This is a genomic window from Actinoplanes sp. NPDC049681, assembly GCF_044465265.1.
In the GTDB taxonomy this organism is placed as follows: Bacteria; Actinomycetota; Actinomycetes; order Mycobacteriales; family Micromonosporaceae; genus Actinoplanes.
Genome location: NZ_JBITLP010000003.1, coordinates 311,367 through 328,080, shown reverse-complemented (window position 1 = coordinate 328,080; position 16,714 = coordinate 311,367). Strand labels below are relative to the sequence as shown.

Genomic DNA, 16,714 nt, shown 5'->3' with positions numbered 1-16,714 from the left:
AAACGCGGCGCCGGCCCGCGCCCCCGCGATCAGGGTTTGCTCGGTCGCCGAGCCAATTGCCCCGGAACCAGGTCGCGGCTACTCCGCGAGCGAGTCTGCCGCAGGCTGGCGGGACGTCACGAGATCGCCCAGGCGGGCGCGCCCACCGTCCGGCGCCGTCGTCACCCAGACGCCGTCCTCGAGCAACGCCATCGTGTGTTCCACGTGCGCCGCCATTGACCCGTCGCGGGTCACGACCGTCCAGCCGTCCGACAGTTCCTGCGTGCGGGGCGAGCCCATCGTGATCATCGGCTCGATCGCCAGGCAGAGGCCGGGCACCAGGCGCGGGCCCTTGCCGGGCTTGCCGTGGTTGAGCACGTGCGGGTCCTGGTGCATCTCGGTGCCGATGCCGTGTCCGCCGTACCCGTCGACGATGCCGTAGCGGCCAGCCTTGCGGACGGCCTTCTCGACGTTGAACGAGATGTCGGTGAGGCGGCCACGGCCGTTGGCGGCGCCGCGCGCCGCGGCGGCGATCCCCGCCCACATCGCGTCCTCGGCCACCTCTGCCATGCGCAGCAGCTCGGGTTCGGTCTCGCCGACCCCGACGGTGATCGCCGAGTCGCCGTGCCAGCCGTTCAGGATCGCACCGCAGTCCAGCGAGATCAGGTCGCCTTCACGCAGCACCTGGTCGGGCGAAGGGATGCCGTGGACCACCTGCTCGTTGACCGACGCGCAGATCGACGCCGGGAATCCGTGGTAGCCCTTGAACGACGGGACGGCGCCCGCGTCCCTGATGACCTTCTCCGCGATGGCGTCCAGGTCCGCGGTCGAGACCCCGGGGGCCACGGCCGCGCGCATCGCGTCGAGCGCGGCGGCGACGACCAGGCCGGCGCCGCGCATGAGCTCGATCTGTTCCGGCGTCTTGAGCTGGATGTCCAGCTGCTGACGGCGCATGTCAGCCCCCGTACGACCGCAGCGCGTCGATCGCACGCACGGTGACGTCCTCGACCGGCCCGGTGGCATCGATGCCGACGAGCTTGCCCTGGGCGCCGTAGAAGTCGACGAGCGGTGCGGTCTTGTCCGCGTACTCGACGAGGCGGTTGGCGATGGTCTCCGCCCGGTCGTCGTCACGCTGGAACAGCTCGGACCCGCACCGGTCGCAGACGTTCTCCTTGCTCGTGGGGTCGAACTCGACGTGCCAGATCTTGCCGCAGCCGCGGCAGGTCCGGCGGCCCGAGAGCCGCCGGATGACCTCGTCGTCGTCGACCACGAGCTCCATCACCAGGTCGAGCGCCGTGCCCAGGTCGGCCAGCAGCTTGTCCAGCGCCGAGGCCTGCGGGACGGTTCTCGGGAAGCCGTCGAGCAGGAAGCCGTCGCCGGCGTCGGGCTCGGCGAGCCGGTCGCGGACCATGTTGATGGTGACCTCGTCGGGGACGAGATTGCCCGCGTCCATGTAGCGCTTCGCCTCGAGCCCGAGCGGCGTGCCCTGGGAGACGTTCGCCCGGAAGATGTCACCGGTCGAGATCTTCGGTACGGCGAGATGGGCGGCGATGAACTCAGCCTGGGTCCCCTTGCCGGCCCCCGGAGGGCCCACCAGTACCAGCCGCACCTACATCGCCTCGCTTCGGTGAGAACGAGCCTCGCAAACCACAGACGCAAGAGCCCCCCGGCTCTGCGCCCCCACTACCGGAGGAACCCTTCGTAGTTGCGCTGCATGAGCTGGCTCTCGATCTGCTTCACCGTCTCCAGACCCACACCCACCATGATCAGCACCGCGGTACCGCCGAACGGGAAGTTCTGGTACTGCCGGCTGTTCAGCCAGATGAAGAAGAAGTTCGGCAGGACCGAGATCAGACCCAGGTACAGCGCGCCCGGCAGCGTGATCCGGCTGAGGATGAAGTCCAGGTAGTCGGCGGTCGGCTTACCGGGCCGGATGCCCGGTACGAAGCCACCGTACTTCTTCATGTTGTCGGCGACCTCGGTCGGATTGAACGTGATCGACACGTAGAAGTACGTGAAGAAAATGATCATGAAGAAGTACGCCGCGATGTAGATCGAACTCCTCGGGTCAGCGAGGTGGTCCTGGATCCACAGCTGGTAGCCCTTGAGGTTGTTCCTGTCGAAGAACTGCAGGTACAGCTGGGGCAGGTAGAGCAGCGACGACGCGAAGATCACCGGGACGACACCGGCCTGGTTGACCTTGAGCGGGATGTACGTCGAGGTGCCGCCGTACATGCGCCGGCCGATCATGCGCTTCGCGTACTGCACCGGGATGCGGCGCTGAGCCTGCTCGATGAAGACGACGGCGCAGATGACCAGCAGCACCAGCACGACGACGAGCCAGAACTTCGCCCAGCCGCTGCTCTCCTTGATCGTCCAGCCCTCGCCGGGAAGGCGGGCGGCGATCGAGGTGAAGATCAGGACGGACATGCCGTTGCCGACGCCGCGGTCGGTGATCAGCTCGCCGAGCCACATGACCACGCCCGTACCGGCGGTCATCGTGATGACCAGCATCGTGAGCGTCAGCCAGTCCGGAATACCGGTGCCCTTGGGGATGATCGCAAACTTCGACTGGTCCTGAGGGCAGGCGCCGGCGAAGAGCTGGCCGGAACGAGCCAGCGCGACGAACGCCGAGGACTGCAGGATGGCGAGGCCCAGCGTCAGGTACCGCGTGTACTGCGTGATCTTCGCTTGTCCGGACTGACCCTCCTTGCGGAGCTGCTCCAGCCGGGGGATCACCACGGTGAGCAGCTGAAGGATGATCGAGGACGTGATGTACGGCATGATGCCGAGCGCGAAGACCGACAGCTGAAGCAACGCACCGCCGGAGAACAGGTTCAGGAGGTTCAGCACCCCGCTGCCGGCGTCCTGATCGCTCACCGCCTTCAGGCAGTTCTTGACGTTGGTGTAGGACACGCCCGGGCTGGGCAGTGTGGCCCCGAGCCGGTAGACCGCGATGATCGCTACTGTGAACAGCAGTTTCTTGCGCAGGTCAGGCGTCCGGAACGCACTCAGAAAGGCGGAGAGCAACTTCTTCCTCCTGCGCGAGGTGGCCGCCTGGAACCGGCGGATGGGGGTAGGCATCGGTCCGGACGACCGATATACCTGGCTGGGAACGGACTTTAACAGCCTGACGTGCCCGCTGTGAGGCACGGTCGCCGCTTGTGCAGCACCCGGGGACGAAGAGCTACGCCGCGGCTGGTGGAAACATGCCGTCCGGCCAGGCGAAATGCCAGGTCAGACGCCACAACGGGGATGCCGGCCGAGCATCGCAGTGCGATAACCCGGACCGGCATCCCCGGCAAGCCTCACAGCTCGGTGGCGGAACCACCGGCGGCTGCGATCTTCTCCTTGGCCGACTCGCTGAACGCGTGCGCCGAAACCTGCAGCGACACGCCACCCAGCTCACCGGAGCCCAGGACCTTCACGGGCTGGCCGCGGCGGACCGCGCCGGCCTCGGCGAGCTCCAGCGGGCCGACCTCGCCGCCGTTCGGGAACAGCTCGGCGAGCCGGTCCAGGTTGACGACCTGGAAGACGACCTTGTTCTTGTTCTTGAAGCCCTTCAGCTTCGGCAGGCGCATGTGGAGGGGCATCTGCCCACCCTCGAACGCCGCCGAGACGTTCTTGCGAGCTCCCGTACCCTTGGTGCCCCGACCGGCGGTCTTGCCCTTGGAGCCCTCACCGCGACCCACACGGGTCTTCGGCGTCTTGGCTCCGGGCGCCGGACGGAGGTGGTGGACCTTGATCGCCATTACTCGACCTCCTCAACACTCACGAGGTGGCTCACGGCGAAGATCATGCCCCGAATCTCGGGGCGGTCCTCCTTGACCACCACATCGTTGATCCGCTTGAGGCCGAGCGACCGCAGGGAGTCCCGCTGGTTCTGCTTACGGCCGATCTCGGACCGGATCTGGGTGACCTTCAAGCGTGCCATCAGTGCACCGCCGCTTCCGCACGCGCCGCCAGCATGGCCGCGGGCGCGACGTCCTCGACCGGCAGGCCACGACGGCTCGCGACCTGCTCCGGGGACTCGAGGCCCTTCAGAGCGGCCACCGTCGCGTGCACGATGTTGATCGGGTTGGACGAGCCGAGGCTCTTGCTGAGCACGTCGTGGATGCCCGCGCACTCGAGCACGGCACGCACCGGGCCACCGGCGATGACACCGGTACCGGCGGAAGCCGGCTTGAGGAGCACGACACCCGCGGCGGCCTCGCCGGTGATCGGGTGCGGGATCGTCGCACCGATCCGCGGCACCTTGAAGAAGTGCTTCTTGGCCTCCTCGACACCCTTGGCGATGGCCGCGGGCACCTCCTTGGCCTTGCCGTATCCGATGCCGACGGTGCCGTCACCATCGCCGACGATCACGAGGGCGGTGAAGCTGAAGCGACGACCACCCTTCACGACCTTCGCGACACGGTTGATCGCTACGACCCGCTCCAGGTGGGGGGTCTTCTCGACGGGCGCGTTTCCGCGGCCGCCCTCACGGCGGTTGTCGCGGCGGCCGCCCTCGTTGTTACCGCCGGACCCGCCGCCACGGCGCTGCTGACCAGGCATTGGTCTTCCTTCCTAGAACTCGAGTCCGGCTTCGCGGGCGGCGTCGGCAAGCGCGGCGATACGCCCCGCGTACTTGTTGCCACCGCGGTCGAAGACGACCTTGGACACGCCCGCGGCCTTCGCGCGCTCGGCGAGGAGAGCGCCGACCTTGGTGGCCAGAGCGCTCTTGTCACCCTCGCTGCCCCGCAGGGAGGCGTCGAGCGTGGAGGCAGAGACGAGCGTGTGGCCCTTGAGGTCGTCCACGATCTGCGCGGTGATGTGCCGCGTGGACCGGGTGACGACCAGACGGGGACGCTCGGCAGTGCCGCGGACGTTCTTGCGGACCCGGAAGTGCCGACGCGCCTTTCCGACGGCGCGCTTGGAGGCGACTCCGCCCCCATTGCGGCGCTTGAGCAGCGTGGCGGTCACTTCTTACCTGCCTTTCCAGCCTTGCGGCGGATGACCTCGCCCTGGTACTTGACGCCCTTGCCCTTGTACGGCTCCGGCGGGCGGATCTTCCGGATGTTCGCGGCGACCTCGCCGACGAGCTGCTTGTCGATGCCGGCGACGGTGAACTGCGTCGGCCGCTCCACCGAGAAGGTGATGCCGTCCGGCGCGACCACGTTGACCGGGTGCGAGAAGCCCAGGGCGAACTCGAGGTCCTTGCCCTTGGCGGTCACGCGGTAACCGGTGCCGTTGATCTCCAGGGTCTTCCGGTAGCCCTCGGTGACGCCGACGATCATGTTGGCGACGAGGGTACGCGAGAGCCCGTGCAGCTCCTTGGCCTTGCGCTCGTCGTTGGGCCGGTTGACGACCAGCTCGCCGTTGTCCGCCTTCTCGACCGTGATCGGCTCCGAGACGGTGTGCGAGAGCTCGCCCTTGGGGCCCTTGACCTTGACGGTCTGGCCCGTGATGGTGACGTCGACGCCGGCCGGGACCGGGATCGACTTACGTCCGATTCGCGACATGTCAGAGTCTCCGTTACCAGACGAAGGCGAGGACTTCCCCGCCAACGCTCCGCTTGCGGGCCTGCCGGTCGGTCAGGAGGCCCTGGGACGTCGAGATGATCGCGACGCCCAGGCCGCCGAGCACGCGCGGGAGCTCGTCGGACTTGGCGTAAACCCGCAGACCGGGCTTGGACACGCGCTTGATGCCGGCGAGGCTGCGCTCGCGGTTCTGGCCGTACTTGAGCTCAACGACCAGACGCCTGCCGACAGCGCCCTCCTCGGGCTCCTCGGCCGACCAGGAGGCGATGTAACCCTCGGCCTTGAGGACCTCGGCGATGTTCGCCTTGATCTTCGAGAAGGGCATGGTCACCTTGTCGTGGTACGCCTGGTTGGCGTTACGCAGACGCGTGAGCATGTCTGCGATCGGGTCCGTCATCGTCATGGGTATTCGTCAACCTTTCTCGCCGGGGTTCCCGGGCCAGGCCTAGGCCTACGGCGAAGCGGTATATCTAAGAAGTCGGGGTTACCAGGAAGCCTTCGACACACCCGGCAGCTCGCCGCGGTGGGCCATCTCACGGATGCACACCCGGCAGAGGCCGAACTTGCGGTAGACCGAGTGCGGGCGCCCGCAGCGCTGGCAGCGGGTGTACGCACGCACAGCGAACTTCGGCTTCGCGGCAGCCTTCAGGATCAGGGCCTTCTTCGCCATGCTCAGTTCTCCTTGAACGGGAAGCCCAGGAGCTTGAGCAGCTGCCGGCCCTCCTCGTCGGTCTTGGCGGTGGTCACCACCGTGATGTCCATGCCCCGGGTGCGATCGATCCGGTCCTGGTCGATCTCGTGGAACACCGACTGCTCGGTCAGACCGAACGTGTAGTTGCCGTGCCCGTCGAGCTTGCGCCCGTCGAGGCCGCGGAAGTCACGGATACGCGGCAGCGCGATCGACAGCAGCCGGTCCAGGAACTCCCACATCCGGTCGTTGCGGAGGGTGACCTTCGCGCCGATCGGCATGCCCTCACGCAGCTTGAACTGCGCGATGGACTTGGTCGCCCGCCGCACCAGCGGCTTCTGACCGGTGATGGTGGTCAGGTCCCGCACGGCGCCGTCGATCAGCTTGGCGTCGCGGGCGGCCTCGCCCACACCCATGTTCACGACGACCTTCACCAGGCCGGGAACCTGCATGGGGTTGCCGTACTTGTACTGCTCCTGAAGCGCGGGGATAACCTCTCCGCGGTACTTCTGCTTCAGCCGGGGCAGCGTCTTGGTCTCGGTAGCGGCAGTCATCACAGGTCCTTACCGGTCGTACGCGCGATGCGGACCTTCTGGCCGTTGTCGTCGATGCGGTAGCCGACACGGGTCGGCTTGCCCTGGTCGTCCACGATCTGCACGTTGGAGATGTGGATCGGGGCTTCCTGCGTGACGATGCCGCCGGTCTTCGAACCACGCTGCGTCGTACGGATGCGCTCGTGCTTCTTGATGCGGTTGACGCCCTCGACGAGGACCTTGTCCTGGCGCGGGAAGGCCGCGATGACCTTGCCCTTCGCACCCTTGTCCTTGCCGGCGATGACGACGACCGTGTCGCCCTTCTTGATCTTCACGGTCAGAGCACCTCCGGCGCCAGGCTGATGATCTTCATGAACCGCTTGTCGCGCAGCTCGCGGCCGACCGGGCCGAAGATACGCGTACCGCGGGGGTCCCCACCGTCCTTGATGATGACGGCGGCGTTCTCGTCGAAGCGGATGTACGAGCCGTCGGGACGGCGCTTCTCCTTGGCGGTGCGGACGATGACCGCCTTGACGACGTCGCCCTTCTTCACACCCGCACCCGGGATGGCGTCCTTGACCGTGGCCACGATGACGTCGCCGATGCTCGCGTAGCGGCGGCCGGAGCCGCCCAGTACGCGGATGCACAGGATCTCCCGGGCACCCGTGTTGTCGGCGACGCGCAGTCGCGACTCCTGCTGGATCACGTCTGTCTCCTATGTCTGCCAGTTCTCCGGGAAGTTCATCCGAAGCTTGGCGGAACGATGGTGGGCTGGGCCGGCCGCAGCCGGCCCAGCGCACTCACTTGGCCTTTTCGAGGATCTCCACGACTCGCCACCGCTTGGTGGCTGACAGCGGACGGGTCTCCATCATCAGAACCCGGTCGCCGATGCCGCACGCGTTCTGCTCGTCGTGCACCTTCAGCTTGCGGGTACGACGGAGAACCTTGCCGTAGAGGGCGTGCTTGACGCGGTCCTCGACCTCGACGACGACGGTCTTGTCCATCTTGTCGCTGACCACGAGGCCCTCGCGCACCTTGCGCTGAGCCCGCGGCGCAGCAGCAGCGTTCTCACTCATGCTGTCACCTCACTCGGCGCGGCCGAGAGCCCCAGCTCACGCTCACGCATGATCGTGTAGATCTTCGCGATGTCCTTGCGGACCACCTGCAGCCGACGGTGATTGTCGAGCTGGCCGGTCGCGCCCTGCACGCGAAGATTGAACAGCTCCGCCTTGGCCTCCCGCAGCCGCGAGACCAGCTCCTCTTCGGAGAGCTCGCGCAGCTCGGCTGCCTTAACGCCCGCTGCCATCAGCTTTCACCCACTTCGCGTGTCACGATGCGGCACTTCATCGGGAGCTTGTGGATCGCGCGACGCATCGCTTCGCGCGCGATCGTCTCGTTCGGGAACGACATCTCGAAGAGAATGCGTCCCGGCTTGACGTTCGCCACCCACCACTCCGGCGAGCCCTTACCGGAACCCATGCGGGTCTCGGCGGGCTTCTTGGTCAGAGCCTGGTCCGGGAAGATCGAGATCCACACCTTGCCGCCACGCTTGATGTGACGGGTCATGGCGATACGGGCCGACTCGATCTGCCGGTTGGTCACGTACGCCGGCTCCAGGGCCTGGATACCGAACTCGCCGAAGACCACCCGGTTGCCGCCCTTGGACGCGCCGTGGCGGTCCGGGTGGTGCGGCTTGCGGAAGCCCTTCGGGGGCTTACGCGGCATCAGCATGTGTCAGCCCTCCTGCTGCGGGTCGGCGGTGGCCGGCGCCGCGGCGACAGCCGCGTCGTCGATCGACTCACCGGTCGGGGTGTCGCCCTTGGCCTGGGCGGCAGCGGCGGCACGGCCGGCCTCGGTACCACCCGCGGTGGTGCCGGACGAACCGGAACGGCCACGGCGCGGACGCTCCGGACGGTCGCCACGCTCGCGGCGCGGACGCGCGGGCGCCTCGGGGGCGACCTCGCGACCCGGCACGGCGTCGCCCTTGTAGATCCAGACCTTCACGCCGATGCGGCCGAACGTCGTGCGGGCCTCGAAGAAGCCGTACTCGATGTTGGCGCGCAGCGTGTGCAGCGGGACGCGACCCTCACGGTAGAACTCCGTGCGGCTCATCTCGGCGCCGCCGAGGCGGCCGGAGACCTGCACCCGGATGCCCTTGCAGACCGGGTTCTTCATCGCCGACTGCATGGCCTTGCGCATCGCCCGGCGGAAGCTGACCCGGCTGGAGAGCTGCTCGGCGACGCCCTGCGCCACGAGCTGCGCGTCCGACTCCGGGCTCTTCACCTCGAGGATGTTGAGCTGGACCTGCTTGCCGGTGAGCTTCTCGAGCTCGCCGCGGATCCGGTCGGCCTCCGCGCCCTTACGGCCGATGACGATGCCCGGCCGGGCGGTGTGGATGTCGACGCGGACCCGGTCACGGGTGCGCTCGATGTCCACCTTGGAGATGCCGGCGCGCTCGAGGCCCTTGGACATCATGCGGCGGATCTTGACGTCCTCGCCGATGTAGTCCTTGTAGAGCTTGTCCGCGAACCAGCGGCTCTTCCAGTCGGTGGAGATGCCGAGCCGGAACCCGGTGGGGTGAACTTTCTGACCCATTACTCGGCACCTTCCGTGCTCTGGGACTCGGCCGGCGTGGCCTCGGCGGCGGCCGGGGCCGCCTTCTTGGCCGGCGTGGCCTTCTTCGCGGCGGCCTTGCGGGCCGGCGTGGCGACCTGGACGGCCTCCACCGCGACGGTGATGTGACAGGTGCGCTTGCGGATCCGGTACGCCCGGCCCTGCGCCCGCGGCCGGAACCGCTTCAGCGTCGGACCCTCGTCGACGAACGCCTCGCTGACCAGGAGCGCGTCCGGGTCGAGCCGCTCGTTGTTCTCGGCGTTCGCGATCGCGCTGGCGAGCACCTTGTAGACCTGCTCACTCGCAGCCTGCGGCGCGAACTGCAGGACCGTGAGAGCCTCCTTCGCGGGCAGACCGCGGACGAGGTTGATCACACGGCGCGCCTTGTTCGGCGAGATGCGCACGTGGCGCGCAACCGCCCGCGCGCCCGGAAGCGCCGGAGCGTCGCCCTTGACTGGCATCGCTGTAACCCCTTGTTCTTATCCGTGGACTGCTTAGCGACGACGGCTCTTGCGGTCGTCCTTCTCGTGACCCTTGAACGTACGGGTCAGAGCGAACTCGCCGAGCTTGTGCCCGACCATGGCCTCGGTGATGAACACCGGGACGTGCTTGCGCCCGTCGTGCACGGCGATCGTGTGCCCGAGCATGTCGGGAATGATCGTCGAGCGCCGCGACCAGGTCTTGATGACGTTCTTCGAGTTCTTCTCGTTCTGGACTTCCACCTTCTTGAGCAGGTGGTCGTCGACGAACGGGCCCTTCTTCAGGCTGCGAGGCATCTTTTAACTCCCGTTACCCGCGCTTGCGGGTCGCGTAGCGGCGGCGAACGATCAGCTTGTCGCTCGGCTGGCCCTTGCGACGGGTGCGGCCCTCAGGCTTACCCGCCGGGTTCACCGGGTGGCGACCACCCGAGGTCTTACCCTCACCACCACCGTGCGGGTGGTCGATCGGGTTCATGGCGACACCACGGACGGTCGGGCGCTTGCCCTTCCACCGCATGCGGCCGGCCTTGCCCCAGTTGATGTTCGACTGGTCGGCGTTGCCGATCTCGCCGACGGTGGCGCGGCAGCGCACGTCGACGCGACGGATCTCGCCCGAGGGCATACGCAGCGTGGCGTAGACACCCTCCCGGCCCAGGAGCTGGATGCCGACGCCGGCCGAACGGGCCAGCTTGGCGCCACCGCCGGGACGAAGCTCCACGTTGTGGACCGTCGTACCGACCGGGATGTTGCGCAGGGCCAGGTTGTTGCCCGGCTTGATGTCCGCGCCCGCACCCGACTCGACACGGTCGCCCTGCTTGAGGTCCTTCGGCGCGAGGATGTAGCGCTTCTCGCCGTCGGCGTAGTGCAGCAGCGCGATGCGGGCGGTGCGGTTGGGGTCGTACTCGATGTGAGCGACCTTGGCCGGCACGCCGTCCTTGTCGTTGCGCTTGAAGTCGATGATCCGGTACTGCCGCTTGTGGCCACCGCCCTGGTGCCGCGTGGTGATGCGGCCGTGGACGTTGCGCCCACCCTTCTTCGGCAGCGGGGCGAGCAGAGACTTCTCCGGGGTGGACCGGGTGATCTCGGCGAAGTCGGCGACGCTGGAGCCGCGACGGCCCGGCGTGGTCGGCTTGTACTTACGGATAGCCATGATTTACACCCCTTAGCTGACCGGGCCGCCGAAGGCCTCGATACGGTCACCGTCAGCCAGCTTCACCATCGCGCGCTTGGTCGCCTTGCGCTGACCGAACCCGGTCTTGGTGCGCTTGCGCTTGCCCTCGCGGTTCGCGGTGTTCACCGTCAGCACGCGGACGTCGAAGATCTGCTGGATCGCGATCTTGATCTGGGTCTTGTTCGCGTCCGGGTGGACGAGGAACGTGTACCAGTTCTGGTCGAGAACGCTGTAGCTCTTCTCGGAGACCACGGGAGCGACGATGATGTCGCGCGGGTCGGCGATCGTGCTCACTTGTCCCCCTCCTCGGAAGTCTCGGCGGGAACGCCCAGGAACTCCTCGAGCGCTTCCTTGGTGAAGACGACCTCGTCCGCCACCAGCACGTCGTACGTGTTGAGCTGGCCCGCCTCGATGAGGTGCACGGTCGGCTCGTTGCGCAGCGACAGCCAGTTCAGCTCGTCGTAGCTGCTCAGCACGACCAGCACCTTGGTGGACTGGGTCGCCTTGCGCAGCGTCGCGACCGCGGCCTTCGTGGACGGGGTCTCGCCGGCGAGGAACGCCTCGACGACGTGCACGCGGCCGTCACGGGCCCGGTCCGAGAGGGCGCCACGCAGGGCGGCGGCCTTCATCTTCTTCGGGGTCCGCTGGCTGTAGTCACGCGGCACGGGACCGTGCACGGTGCCACCGCCGGTGAACTGCGGGGCGCGGATCGAGCCCTGGCGGGCGCGGCCGGTGCCCTTCTGCTTGTACGGCTTCTTGCCGCCGCCGGCGACCTCGCCGCGGGTCTTCGCCTTGTGCGTACCCTGCCGGGCAGCCGCGAGCTGGGCGACGACGACCTGGTGCATCAGCGGGATGTTCGCCTGCACGTCGAAGATGTCGTCGGGCAGCTCGACCGAGCCGGCCTTCGTGCCCTCGGCGTTGATCACGTCAACCGAGCTCACTTGGCACCACCCTTCTTCTTCGCCGCCGTACGGACCAGGATCAGCGCGCCCTTGGGGCCGGGAATGGCACCCTTGATCAGCAGCAGGTTGTTGTCGGTGTCGACGGCCTGCACCGTGAGGTTCTGCACGGTGAAGCGCTTGCTGCCCATGCGACCGGCCATCCGGGTGCCCTTGAAGACACGCGCGGGGGTGGCGCAGGCGCCGATCGAGCCCGGCGAGCGGTGCTTGCGCTCGACACCGTGGCTCGACTTGAGGCCGTGGAAGCCGTGCCGCTTCATGACACCGGCGTAGCCCTTGCCCTTGGTCTTACCGGTGACGTCGATCGGCGAACCGACCGCGAACGTCTCGACGGTGACCTCTTGGCCGAGCTCGTACTCACCGGCGTCGGTGGTGCGCAGCTCCACGACGTGGCGGCGCGGCGACACGTTCGCCTTGGCGAAGTGGCCGCTCTCCGGCTTGTTCACCTTGCGCGGGTCGATCTGGCCGTAAGCCAGCTGCACCGCGGCGTAGCCGTCCGCCTCAGGGGTGCGGACCTGGGTCACGACGCACGGGCCGGCCTGCACCACGGTTACCGGGACGACCTTGTTGTTGTCCCAGACCTGGGTCATGCCGAGCTTGGCGCCCAGGATGCCCTTCACTTGCCTGTCCATTGTCCGGATCCCTACAGCTTGATCTCGATGTCGACGCCAGCCGGCAGGTCGAGGCGCATGAGCGAGTCGACCGTCTTCGGAGTCGGGTCGATGATGTCGATCAGACGCTTGTGCGTGCGCATCTCGAAGTGCTCGCGCGAGTCCTTGTACTTGTGCGGCGAACGGATCACGCAGAAACGGTTGATCTCCGTGGGCAGCGGCACCGGGCCAGCAACCTGCGCCCCGGTCCGCGTCACCGTCTCGACGATCTTCCGCGCCGAGGAGTCGACGACCTCGTGGTCATAGGCCTTGAGCCGGATGCGGATCTTCTGTCCCGCCATGGTGGCTTCTGTTTCCTTCTCTCGATGCCGCTACGTGCGAAAGCGGTGGCCCTCGCATGCCCGCAGGACCGTTGATCCTGCGTTGTCCGACCCCCGCGGTCGGGCGTGTCGCGCTGTGGAACCAGGCTCCGCCCCAGGCAACTGGAGCGATCATGCCCGTGGGAGAGCTCCGAGGGGAGCTACCCCATCCGTCGGGATCGGGGCGGCCGGCGGCTTGAACACACGCCGGACACCGGGCGAGGGTGGTTGGCTGCCAAAGTGCCAAGGCAGCCAACCACCCTGCGCGGACGCAACCTGACTAGTATGCCGTATCGAAAGCGGCAACGCTAATCGGGGTCACCATTGAGGGTTTAACCTCAATCAGACGTTGATCTTCGTGACCGTTCCGGCGCCGACGGTGCGGCCACCCTCACGGATCGCGAACTTCAGGCCCTGCTCCATGGCGATCGGCTGGATCAGCTTGACCGACATGGAGGTGGAGTCGCCCGGCATGACCATCTCGGTGCCCTCGGGCAGCGTGACGACGCCGGTGACGTCCGTGGTGCGGAAGTAGAACTGCGGACGGTAGTTCTGGAAGAACGGCGTGTGACGGCCGCCCTCCTCCTTCGACAGGATGTAGACCTGGCCCTCGAACTCCGTGTGCGGAGTCGTGGTGCCCGGCTTCACAACGACCATGCCGCGCTCGACGTCCTCGCGCTTGATACCGCGCAGCAGCAGACCGACGTTCTCGCCCGCGCGAGCCTCGTCGAGCAGCTTGCGGAACATCTCGATGCCGGTGCAAACGGTCTTGGTCGACTTCTCGCGGATGCCCACGATCTCGACCTCCTCGTTCGGCTTGAGGATGCCGCGCTCGGCCCGGCCGGTGACGACCGTGCCACGACCGGTGATCGTGAAGACGTCCTCGATCGGCATGAGGAACGGCTTCTCGGTCTCACGCTCGGGCTGCGGGATCGCGGTGTCGACCGCGTTCATCAGCTCCATGAGCTTGCCGGTCCACTCCGGGTCGCCCTCGAGCGCCTTGAGCGCCGAGACGCGCACGACCGGAAGGTCGTCGCCCGGGAACTCGTAGGTGCTCAGCAGCTCGCGGACCTCGAGCTCGACGAGCTCCAGGAGCTCCTCGTCCTCGACCATGTCGCTCTTGTTCAGGGCGACGACGATGTACGGAACGCCGACCTGGCGGGCCAGGAGCACGTGCTCCTTGGTCTGCGGCATCGGGCCGTCGGTCGCCGCGACCACCAGGATCGCGCCGTCCATCTGCGCGGCACCGGTGATCATGTTCTTGATGTAGTCGGCGTGGCCGGGGCAGTCCACGTGCGCGTAGTGCCGCGCCGCGGTCTGGTACTCCACGTGCGCGATCGAGATCGTGATGCCGCGGGCCTTCTCCTCCGGCGCCTTGTCGATCTCGTCGAACGGGGTGTACGGGTTCAGGTCCGGGTACTCGTCGTGCAGGACCTTCGTGATGGCCGCAGTCAGCGTCGTCTTACCGTGGTCGATGTGACCAATGGTGCCGATGTTGACGTGCGGCTTAGTCCGCTCGAACTTCGCCTTCGCCACTGGTGTCCTCCTGTGGACTGGGGTTTCTTCTCTCGCCCGGCACGCCGATAAGGCGATTAGGACTCTGTCGACTGCTCGTACGCGTGCGGTCCTCGACGGACCGCACGCGCCTCAACGCATCAGGCGCCAGTGGCCTTAGCGATGATCTCCTTCGCCACGCCCTGCGGAACCTCGGCGTAGGAGTCGAACTGCATGCTGTAGCTAGCCCGGCCCGCAGTCTTCGACCGGAGGTCGCCGACGTAGCCGAACATCTCGGAGAGCGGCACCAGCGCCTTGACGACCCGGGCGCCGGAACGCTCCTCCATCGACTGGATGATGCCACGGCGGGAGTTGAGGTCGCCGATGACATCGCCCATGTTGTCCTCGGGCGTGGTGACCTCGACGGACATCATCGGCTCGAGCAGCGCGGGGTCGGCCTTGCGGGCCGCCTCCTTCATCACCATCGAGCCGGCGATCTTGAACGCCATCTCGGACGAGTCGACCTCGTGGTACTGGCCGTCGAGCAGCGTCAGCTTCACGCCCACCAGCGGGTAGCCGGCCAGCACGCCGTACTGCATCGAGTCCTGCGCACCGGCGTCGACCGACGGGATGAACTCCTTGGGGATGCGACCACCGGTCACCGCGTTGACGAACTCGTACGTCGGGCCGTCGGCCGCGAGCGGCAGGGGCTCGAGCTTGACGACGACCTTCGCGTACTGGCCGGAACCACCGGTCTGCTTCTTGTGCACGTAGTCGAGCTTCTCCACGGTGCCGCGGATCGTCTCGCGGTACGCCACCTGCGGCTTACCGATGTTCGCCTCGACGTTGAACTCGCGCCGCATGCGGTCGACGAGGATGTCGAGGTGGAGCTCGCCCATGCCGGCGATGATCGTCTGCCCGGTCTCCTCGTCGTTGAAGACGCGGAAGGTCGGGTCCTCCTCGGCCAGACGCTGGATCGCGGTGCCCAGCTTCTCCTGGTCCGACTTGGTCTTCGGCTCGATGGCCACCTGGATGACCGGCTCGGGGAAGGTCATCGACTCGAGGATGACCGGCTTGGCCGGGTCGCAGAGCGTGTCACCGGTGGTGGTCTGCTTCAGACCCTGGACGGCGATGATGTCGCCGGCCTGCGCGGTGGTGCGCTCCTCACGCTTGTTCGCGTGCATCTGGTAGATCTTGCCGATCCGCTCCTTGCGGTCCTTGGTGGAGTTGATCACCTGGGAACCGGTCTCGAGCGTGCCGGAGTAGACCCGGACGTAGGTCAGCTTACCGAGGTGCTTGTCGGTCTGGATCTTGAACGCCAGGGCCGAGAAGGGCTCGTCGTTGGAGGGCTTGCGCTGCAGCGGCGTCTCGCCGTCGGTCGCGGTGCCCTCGATGGCCGGGATGTCCAGCGGCGACGGCAGGAAATCCACCACGGCGTCGAGCATGGGCTGCACGCCCTTGTTCTTGAACGCCGAACCGCAGAGCACCGGGTTCGCCTTGCTGGCGATCGTGGCGCGCCGGATGGCGGCCTTGATCTCGGCCTCGGAGATCTCCTCGCCCTCGAGGTACTTCTCCATGACCGCGTCGTCGACGTCGGCGAGGGTCTCGATGAGCTTCTCGCGCCACTCGGCGGCCTGGTCGGCGAGGTCGGCCGGGATCTCCTCGACCGCGTAGTCCTCGCCCTTCTGGGTCTCGCCGCGCCAGGTCAGCGCCCGCATGCCGATCAGGTCGACGACGCCGATGTGGTCACCCTCGAGGCCGATCGGGATCTGCAGGACGAGCGGCGTCGCGTTCAGCCGGTCGATCATCATCTGGACGCAGCGGAAGAAGTCCGCGCCGGTCCGGTCGAGCTTGTTGACGAAGCACATCCGGGGGACGTGGTACTTGTCCGCCTGCCGCCACACGTTCTCCGTCTGGGGCTCCACGCCGGCGACACCGTCGTAGACCGCGACGGCACCGTCGAGCACACGCAGCGACCGCTCGACCTCGACCGTGAAGTCGACGTGGCCGGGCGTGTCGATGATCTGGATCGTGTGGCCCTTCCACTCGCACTTCGTGGCGGCGGAGGTGATGGTGATACCGCGTTCCTGTTCCTGCTCCATCCAGTCCATGACGGCCGCGCCCTCGTGGACTTCACCGATCTTGTACGTGATGCCGGTGTAGAACAGGATGCGCTCGGTCGTCGTGGTCTTACCAGCGTCGATGTGCGCCATGATGCCGATGTTGCGTACCTTGGCGAGCGCGTCTGCGGCAGCCACTGCAATCCCTACTCTTCGTCGTCGTGTCGACTGTGTCCCGCGGGATTCCGC

At 67.2% G+C, this 16,714-nt stretch carries 26 protein-coding genes; all 26 read right to left on the bottom strand.

The window, feature by feature from the left end; translation table 11 throughout:
• Positions 1-78 precede the first annotated feature (78 nt).
• On the bottom strand, positions 79-933 hold the full coding sequence (gene map, locus ACIBO8_RS11385; RefSeq protein WP_396115038.1) for a type I methionyl aminopeptidase: 855 nt from the start codon (positions 931-933) through the stop codon (positions 79-81).
• Position 934: 1 nt separating this feature from the next.
• On the bottom strand, positions 935-1,588 hold the full coding sequence (locus ACIBO8_RS11380) for an adenylate kinase (protein ID WP_106130625.1): 654 nt from the start codon (positions 1,586-1,588) through the stop codon (positions 935-937).
• Between the two features lie 74 nt (positions 1,589-1,662).
• A complete protein-coding gene (secY, locus tag ACIBO8_RS11375; protein WP_396115616.1) occupies positions 1,663-3,009 on the bottom strand; it encodes a preprotein translocase subunit SecY in 1,347 nt (448 codons plus the stop codon).
• Positions 3,010-3,287: 278 nt separating this feature from the next.
• Complete coding sequence (rplO, locus tag ACIBO8_RS11370; protein WP_396115036.1) at positions 3,288-3,731, bottom strand: 50S ribosomal protein L15; 444 nt, start codon at positions 3,729-3,731, stop codon at positions 3,288-3,290.
• Positions 3,731-3,913: a 50S ribosomal protein L30 gene (rpmD, locus tag ACIBO8_RS11365; protein ID WP_071803333.1), complete on the bottom strand. Its 183-nt coding sequence runs from the start codon at positions 3,911-3,913 to the stop codon at positions 3,731-3,733. Before rpmD ends, rplO begins: the two co-directional genes overlap by 1 nt.
• Positions 3,913-4,533 carry a 30S ribosomal protein S5 gene (rpsE, locus tag ACIBO8_RS11360; RefSeq protein WP_106130628.1) on the bottom strand — a complete coding sequence of 207 codons (621 nt, stop codon included), beginning with the start codon at positions 4,531-4,533 and terminating at the stop codon, positions 3,913-3,915. Before rpsE ends, rpmD begins: the two co-directional genes overlap by 1 nt.
• Before the next feature lie 12 nt (positions 4,534-4,545).
• Positions 4,546-4,929, bottom strand: coding sequence for a 50S ribosomal protein L18 (gene rplR, locus ACIBO8_RS11355; protein ID WP_396115615.1), 384 nt, complete (start codon positions 4,927-4,929; stop codon positions 4,546-4,548).
• Between the two features lie 8 nt (positions 4,930-4,937).
• Complete coding sequence (rplF, locus tag ACIBO8_RS11350) at positions 4,938-5,480, bottom strand: 50S ribosomal protein L6 (RefSeq protein ID WP_396115035.1); 543 nt, start codon at positions 5,478-5,480, stop codon at positions 4,938-4,940.
• Between the two features lie 13 nt (positions 5,481-5,493).
• A complete protein-coding gene (gene rpsH / locus ACIBO8_RS11345; protein WP_071803329.1) occupies positions 5,494-5,901 on the bottom strand; it encodes a 30S ribosomal protein S8 in 408 nt (135 codons plus the stop codon).
• Between the two features lie 81 nt (positions 5,902-5,982).
• On the bottom strand, positions 5,983-6,168 hold the full coding sequence (locus ACIBO8_RS11340; RefSeq protein ID WP_106130632.1) for a type Z 30S ribosomal protein S14: 186 nt from the start codon (positions 6,166-6,168) through the stop codon (positions 5,983-5,985).
• Between the two features lie 2 nt (positions 6,169-6,170).
• Complete coding sequence (rplE, locus tag ACIBO8_RS11335) at positions 6,171-6,740, bottom strand: 50S ribosomal protein L5 (protein WP_396115034.1); 570 nt, start codon at positions 6,738-6,740, stop codon at positions 6,171-6,173.
• Positions 6,740-7,060 (bottom strand): 50S ribosomal protein L24, encoded by a 321-nt coding sequence (gene rplX / locus ACIBO8_RS11330; protein WP_396115614.1) that lies wholly within the window; start codon positions 7,058-7,060, stop codon positions 6,740-6,742. The genes rplE and rplX overlap by 1 nt, the downstream gene beginning before the upstream one ends.
• Positions 7,057-7,425 carry a 50S ribosomal protein L14 gene (rplN, locus tag ACIBO8_RS11325; protein WP_015619002.1) on the bottom strand — a complete coding sequence of 123 codons (369 nt, stop codon included), beginning with the start codon at positions 7,423-7,425 and terminating at the stop codon, positions 7,057-7,059. Before rplN ends, rplX begins: the two co-directional genes overlap by 4 nt.
• Before the next feature lie 94 nt (positions 7,426-7,519).
• Entirely contained in the window at positions 7,520-7,795 is a 276-nt protein-coding gene (gene rpsQ / locus ACIBO8_RS11320; RefSeq protein WP_071803326.1) for a 30S ribosomal protein S17, read from the bottom strand.
• Positions 7,792-8,025 carry a 50S ribosomal protein L29 gene (gene rpmC / locus ACIBO8_RS11315; RefSeq protein ID WP_106130636.1) on the bottom strand — a complete coding sequence of 78 codons (234 nt, stop codon included), beginning with the start codon at positions 8,023-8,025 and terminating at the stop codon, positions 7,792-7,794. The genes rpsQ and rpmC overlap by 4 nt, the downstream gene beginning before the upstream one ends.
• Complete coding sequence (gene rplP, locus ACIBO8_RS11310) at positions 8,025-8,450, bottom strand: 50S ribosomal protein L16 (protein ID WP_015618999.1); 426 nt, start codon at positions 8,448-8,450, stop codon at positions 8,025-8,027. Before rplP ends, rpmC begins: the two co-directional genes overlap by 1 nt.
• Before the next feature lie 3 nt (positions 8,451-8,453).
• Positions 8,454-9,314 carry a 30S ribosomal protein S3 gene (gene rpsC / locus ACIBO8_RS11305; protein WP_396115033.1) on the bottom strand — a complete coding sequence of 287 codons (861 nt, stop codon included), beginning with the start codon at positions 9,312-9,314 and terminating at the stop codon, positions 8,454-8,456.
• Entirely contained in the window at positions 9,314-9,793 is a 480-nt protein-coding gene (rplV, locus tag ACIBO8_RS11300; protein WP_396115032.1) for a 50S ribosomal protein L22, read from the bottom strand. Before rplV ends, rpsC begins: the two co-directional genes overlap by 1 nt.
• A 33-nt stretch (positions 9,794-9,826) precedes the next feature.
• A complete protein-coding gene (gene rpsS, locus ACIBO8_RS11295) occupies positions 9,827-10,108 on the bottom strand; it encodes a 30S ribosomal protein S19 (RefSeq protein WP_020513590.1) in 282 nt (93 codons plus the stop codon).
• Between the two features lie 13 nt (positions 10,109-10,121).
• Positions 10,122-10,961, bottom strand: coding sequence for a 50S ribosomal protein L2 (gene rplB / locus ACIBO8_RS11290; protein ID WP_396115031.1), 840 nt, complete (start codon positions 10,959-10,961; stop codon positions 10,122-10,124).
• A 12-nt stretch (positions 10,962-10,973) separates the two neighbouring features.
• Positions 10,974-11,276 carry a 50S ribosomal protein L23 gene (gene rplW / locus ACIBO8_RS11285; protein ID WP_184997663.1) on the bottom strand — a complete coding sequence of 101 codons (303 nt, stop codon included), beginning with the start codon at positions 11,274-11,276 and terminating at the stop codon, positions 10,974-10,976.
• Entirely contained in the window at positions 11,273-11,923 is a 651-nt protein-coding gene (gene rplD, locus ACIBO8_RS11280) for a 50S ribosomal protein L4 (RefSeq protein WP_396115030.1), read from the bottom strand. The genes rplW and rplD overlap by 4 nt, the downstream gene beginning before the upstream one ends.
• The gene (rplC, locus tag ACIBO8_RS11275; protein ID WP_396115029.1) at positions 11,920-12,573 is read right to left on the bottom strand and encodes a 50S ribosomal protein L3; all 654 of its coding nucleotides are present in this window, start codon (positions 12,571-12,573) and stop codon (positions 11,920-11,922) included. Before rplC ends, rplD begins: the two co-directional genes overlap by 4 nt.
• Before the next feature lie 11 nt (positions 12,574-12,584).
• Complete coding sequence (rpsJ, locus tag ACIBO8_RS11270) at positions 12,585-12,893, bottom strand: 30S ribosomal protein S10 (RefSeq protein ID WP_007073037.1); 309 nt, start codon at positions 12,891-12,893, stop codon at positions 12,585-12,587.
• A 360-nt stretch (positions 12,894-13,253) separates the two neighbouring features.
• A complete protein-coding gene (gene tuf / locus ACIBO8_RS11265) occupies positions 13,254-14,447 on the bottom strand; it encodes an elongation factor Tu (protein WP_071803318.1) in 1,194 nt (397 codons plus the stop codon).
• A gap of 119 nt (positions 14,448-14,566) precedes the next feature.
• Positions 14,567-16,663 (bottom strand): elongation factor G, encoded by a 2,097-nt coding sequence (fusA, locus tag ACIBO8_RS11260; protein ID WP_396115028.1) that lies wholly within the window; start codon positions 16,661-16,663, stop codon positions 14,567-14,569.
• Positions 16,664-16,714 lie beyond the last annotated feature (51 nt).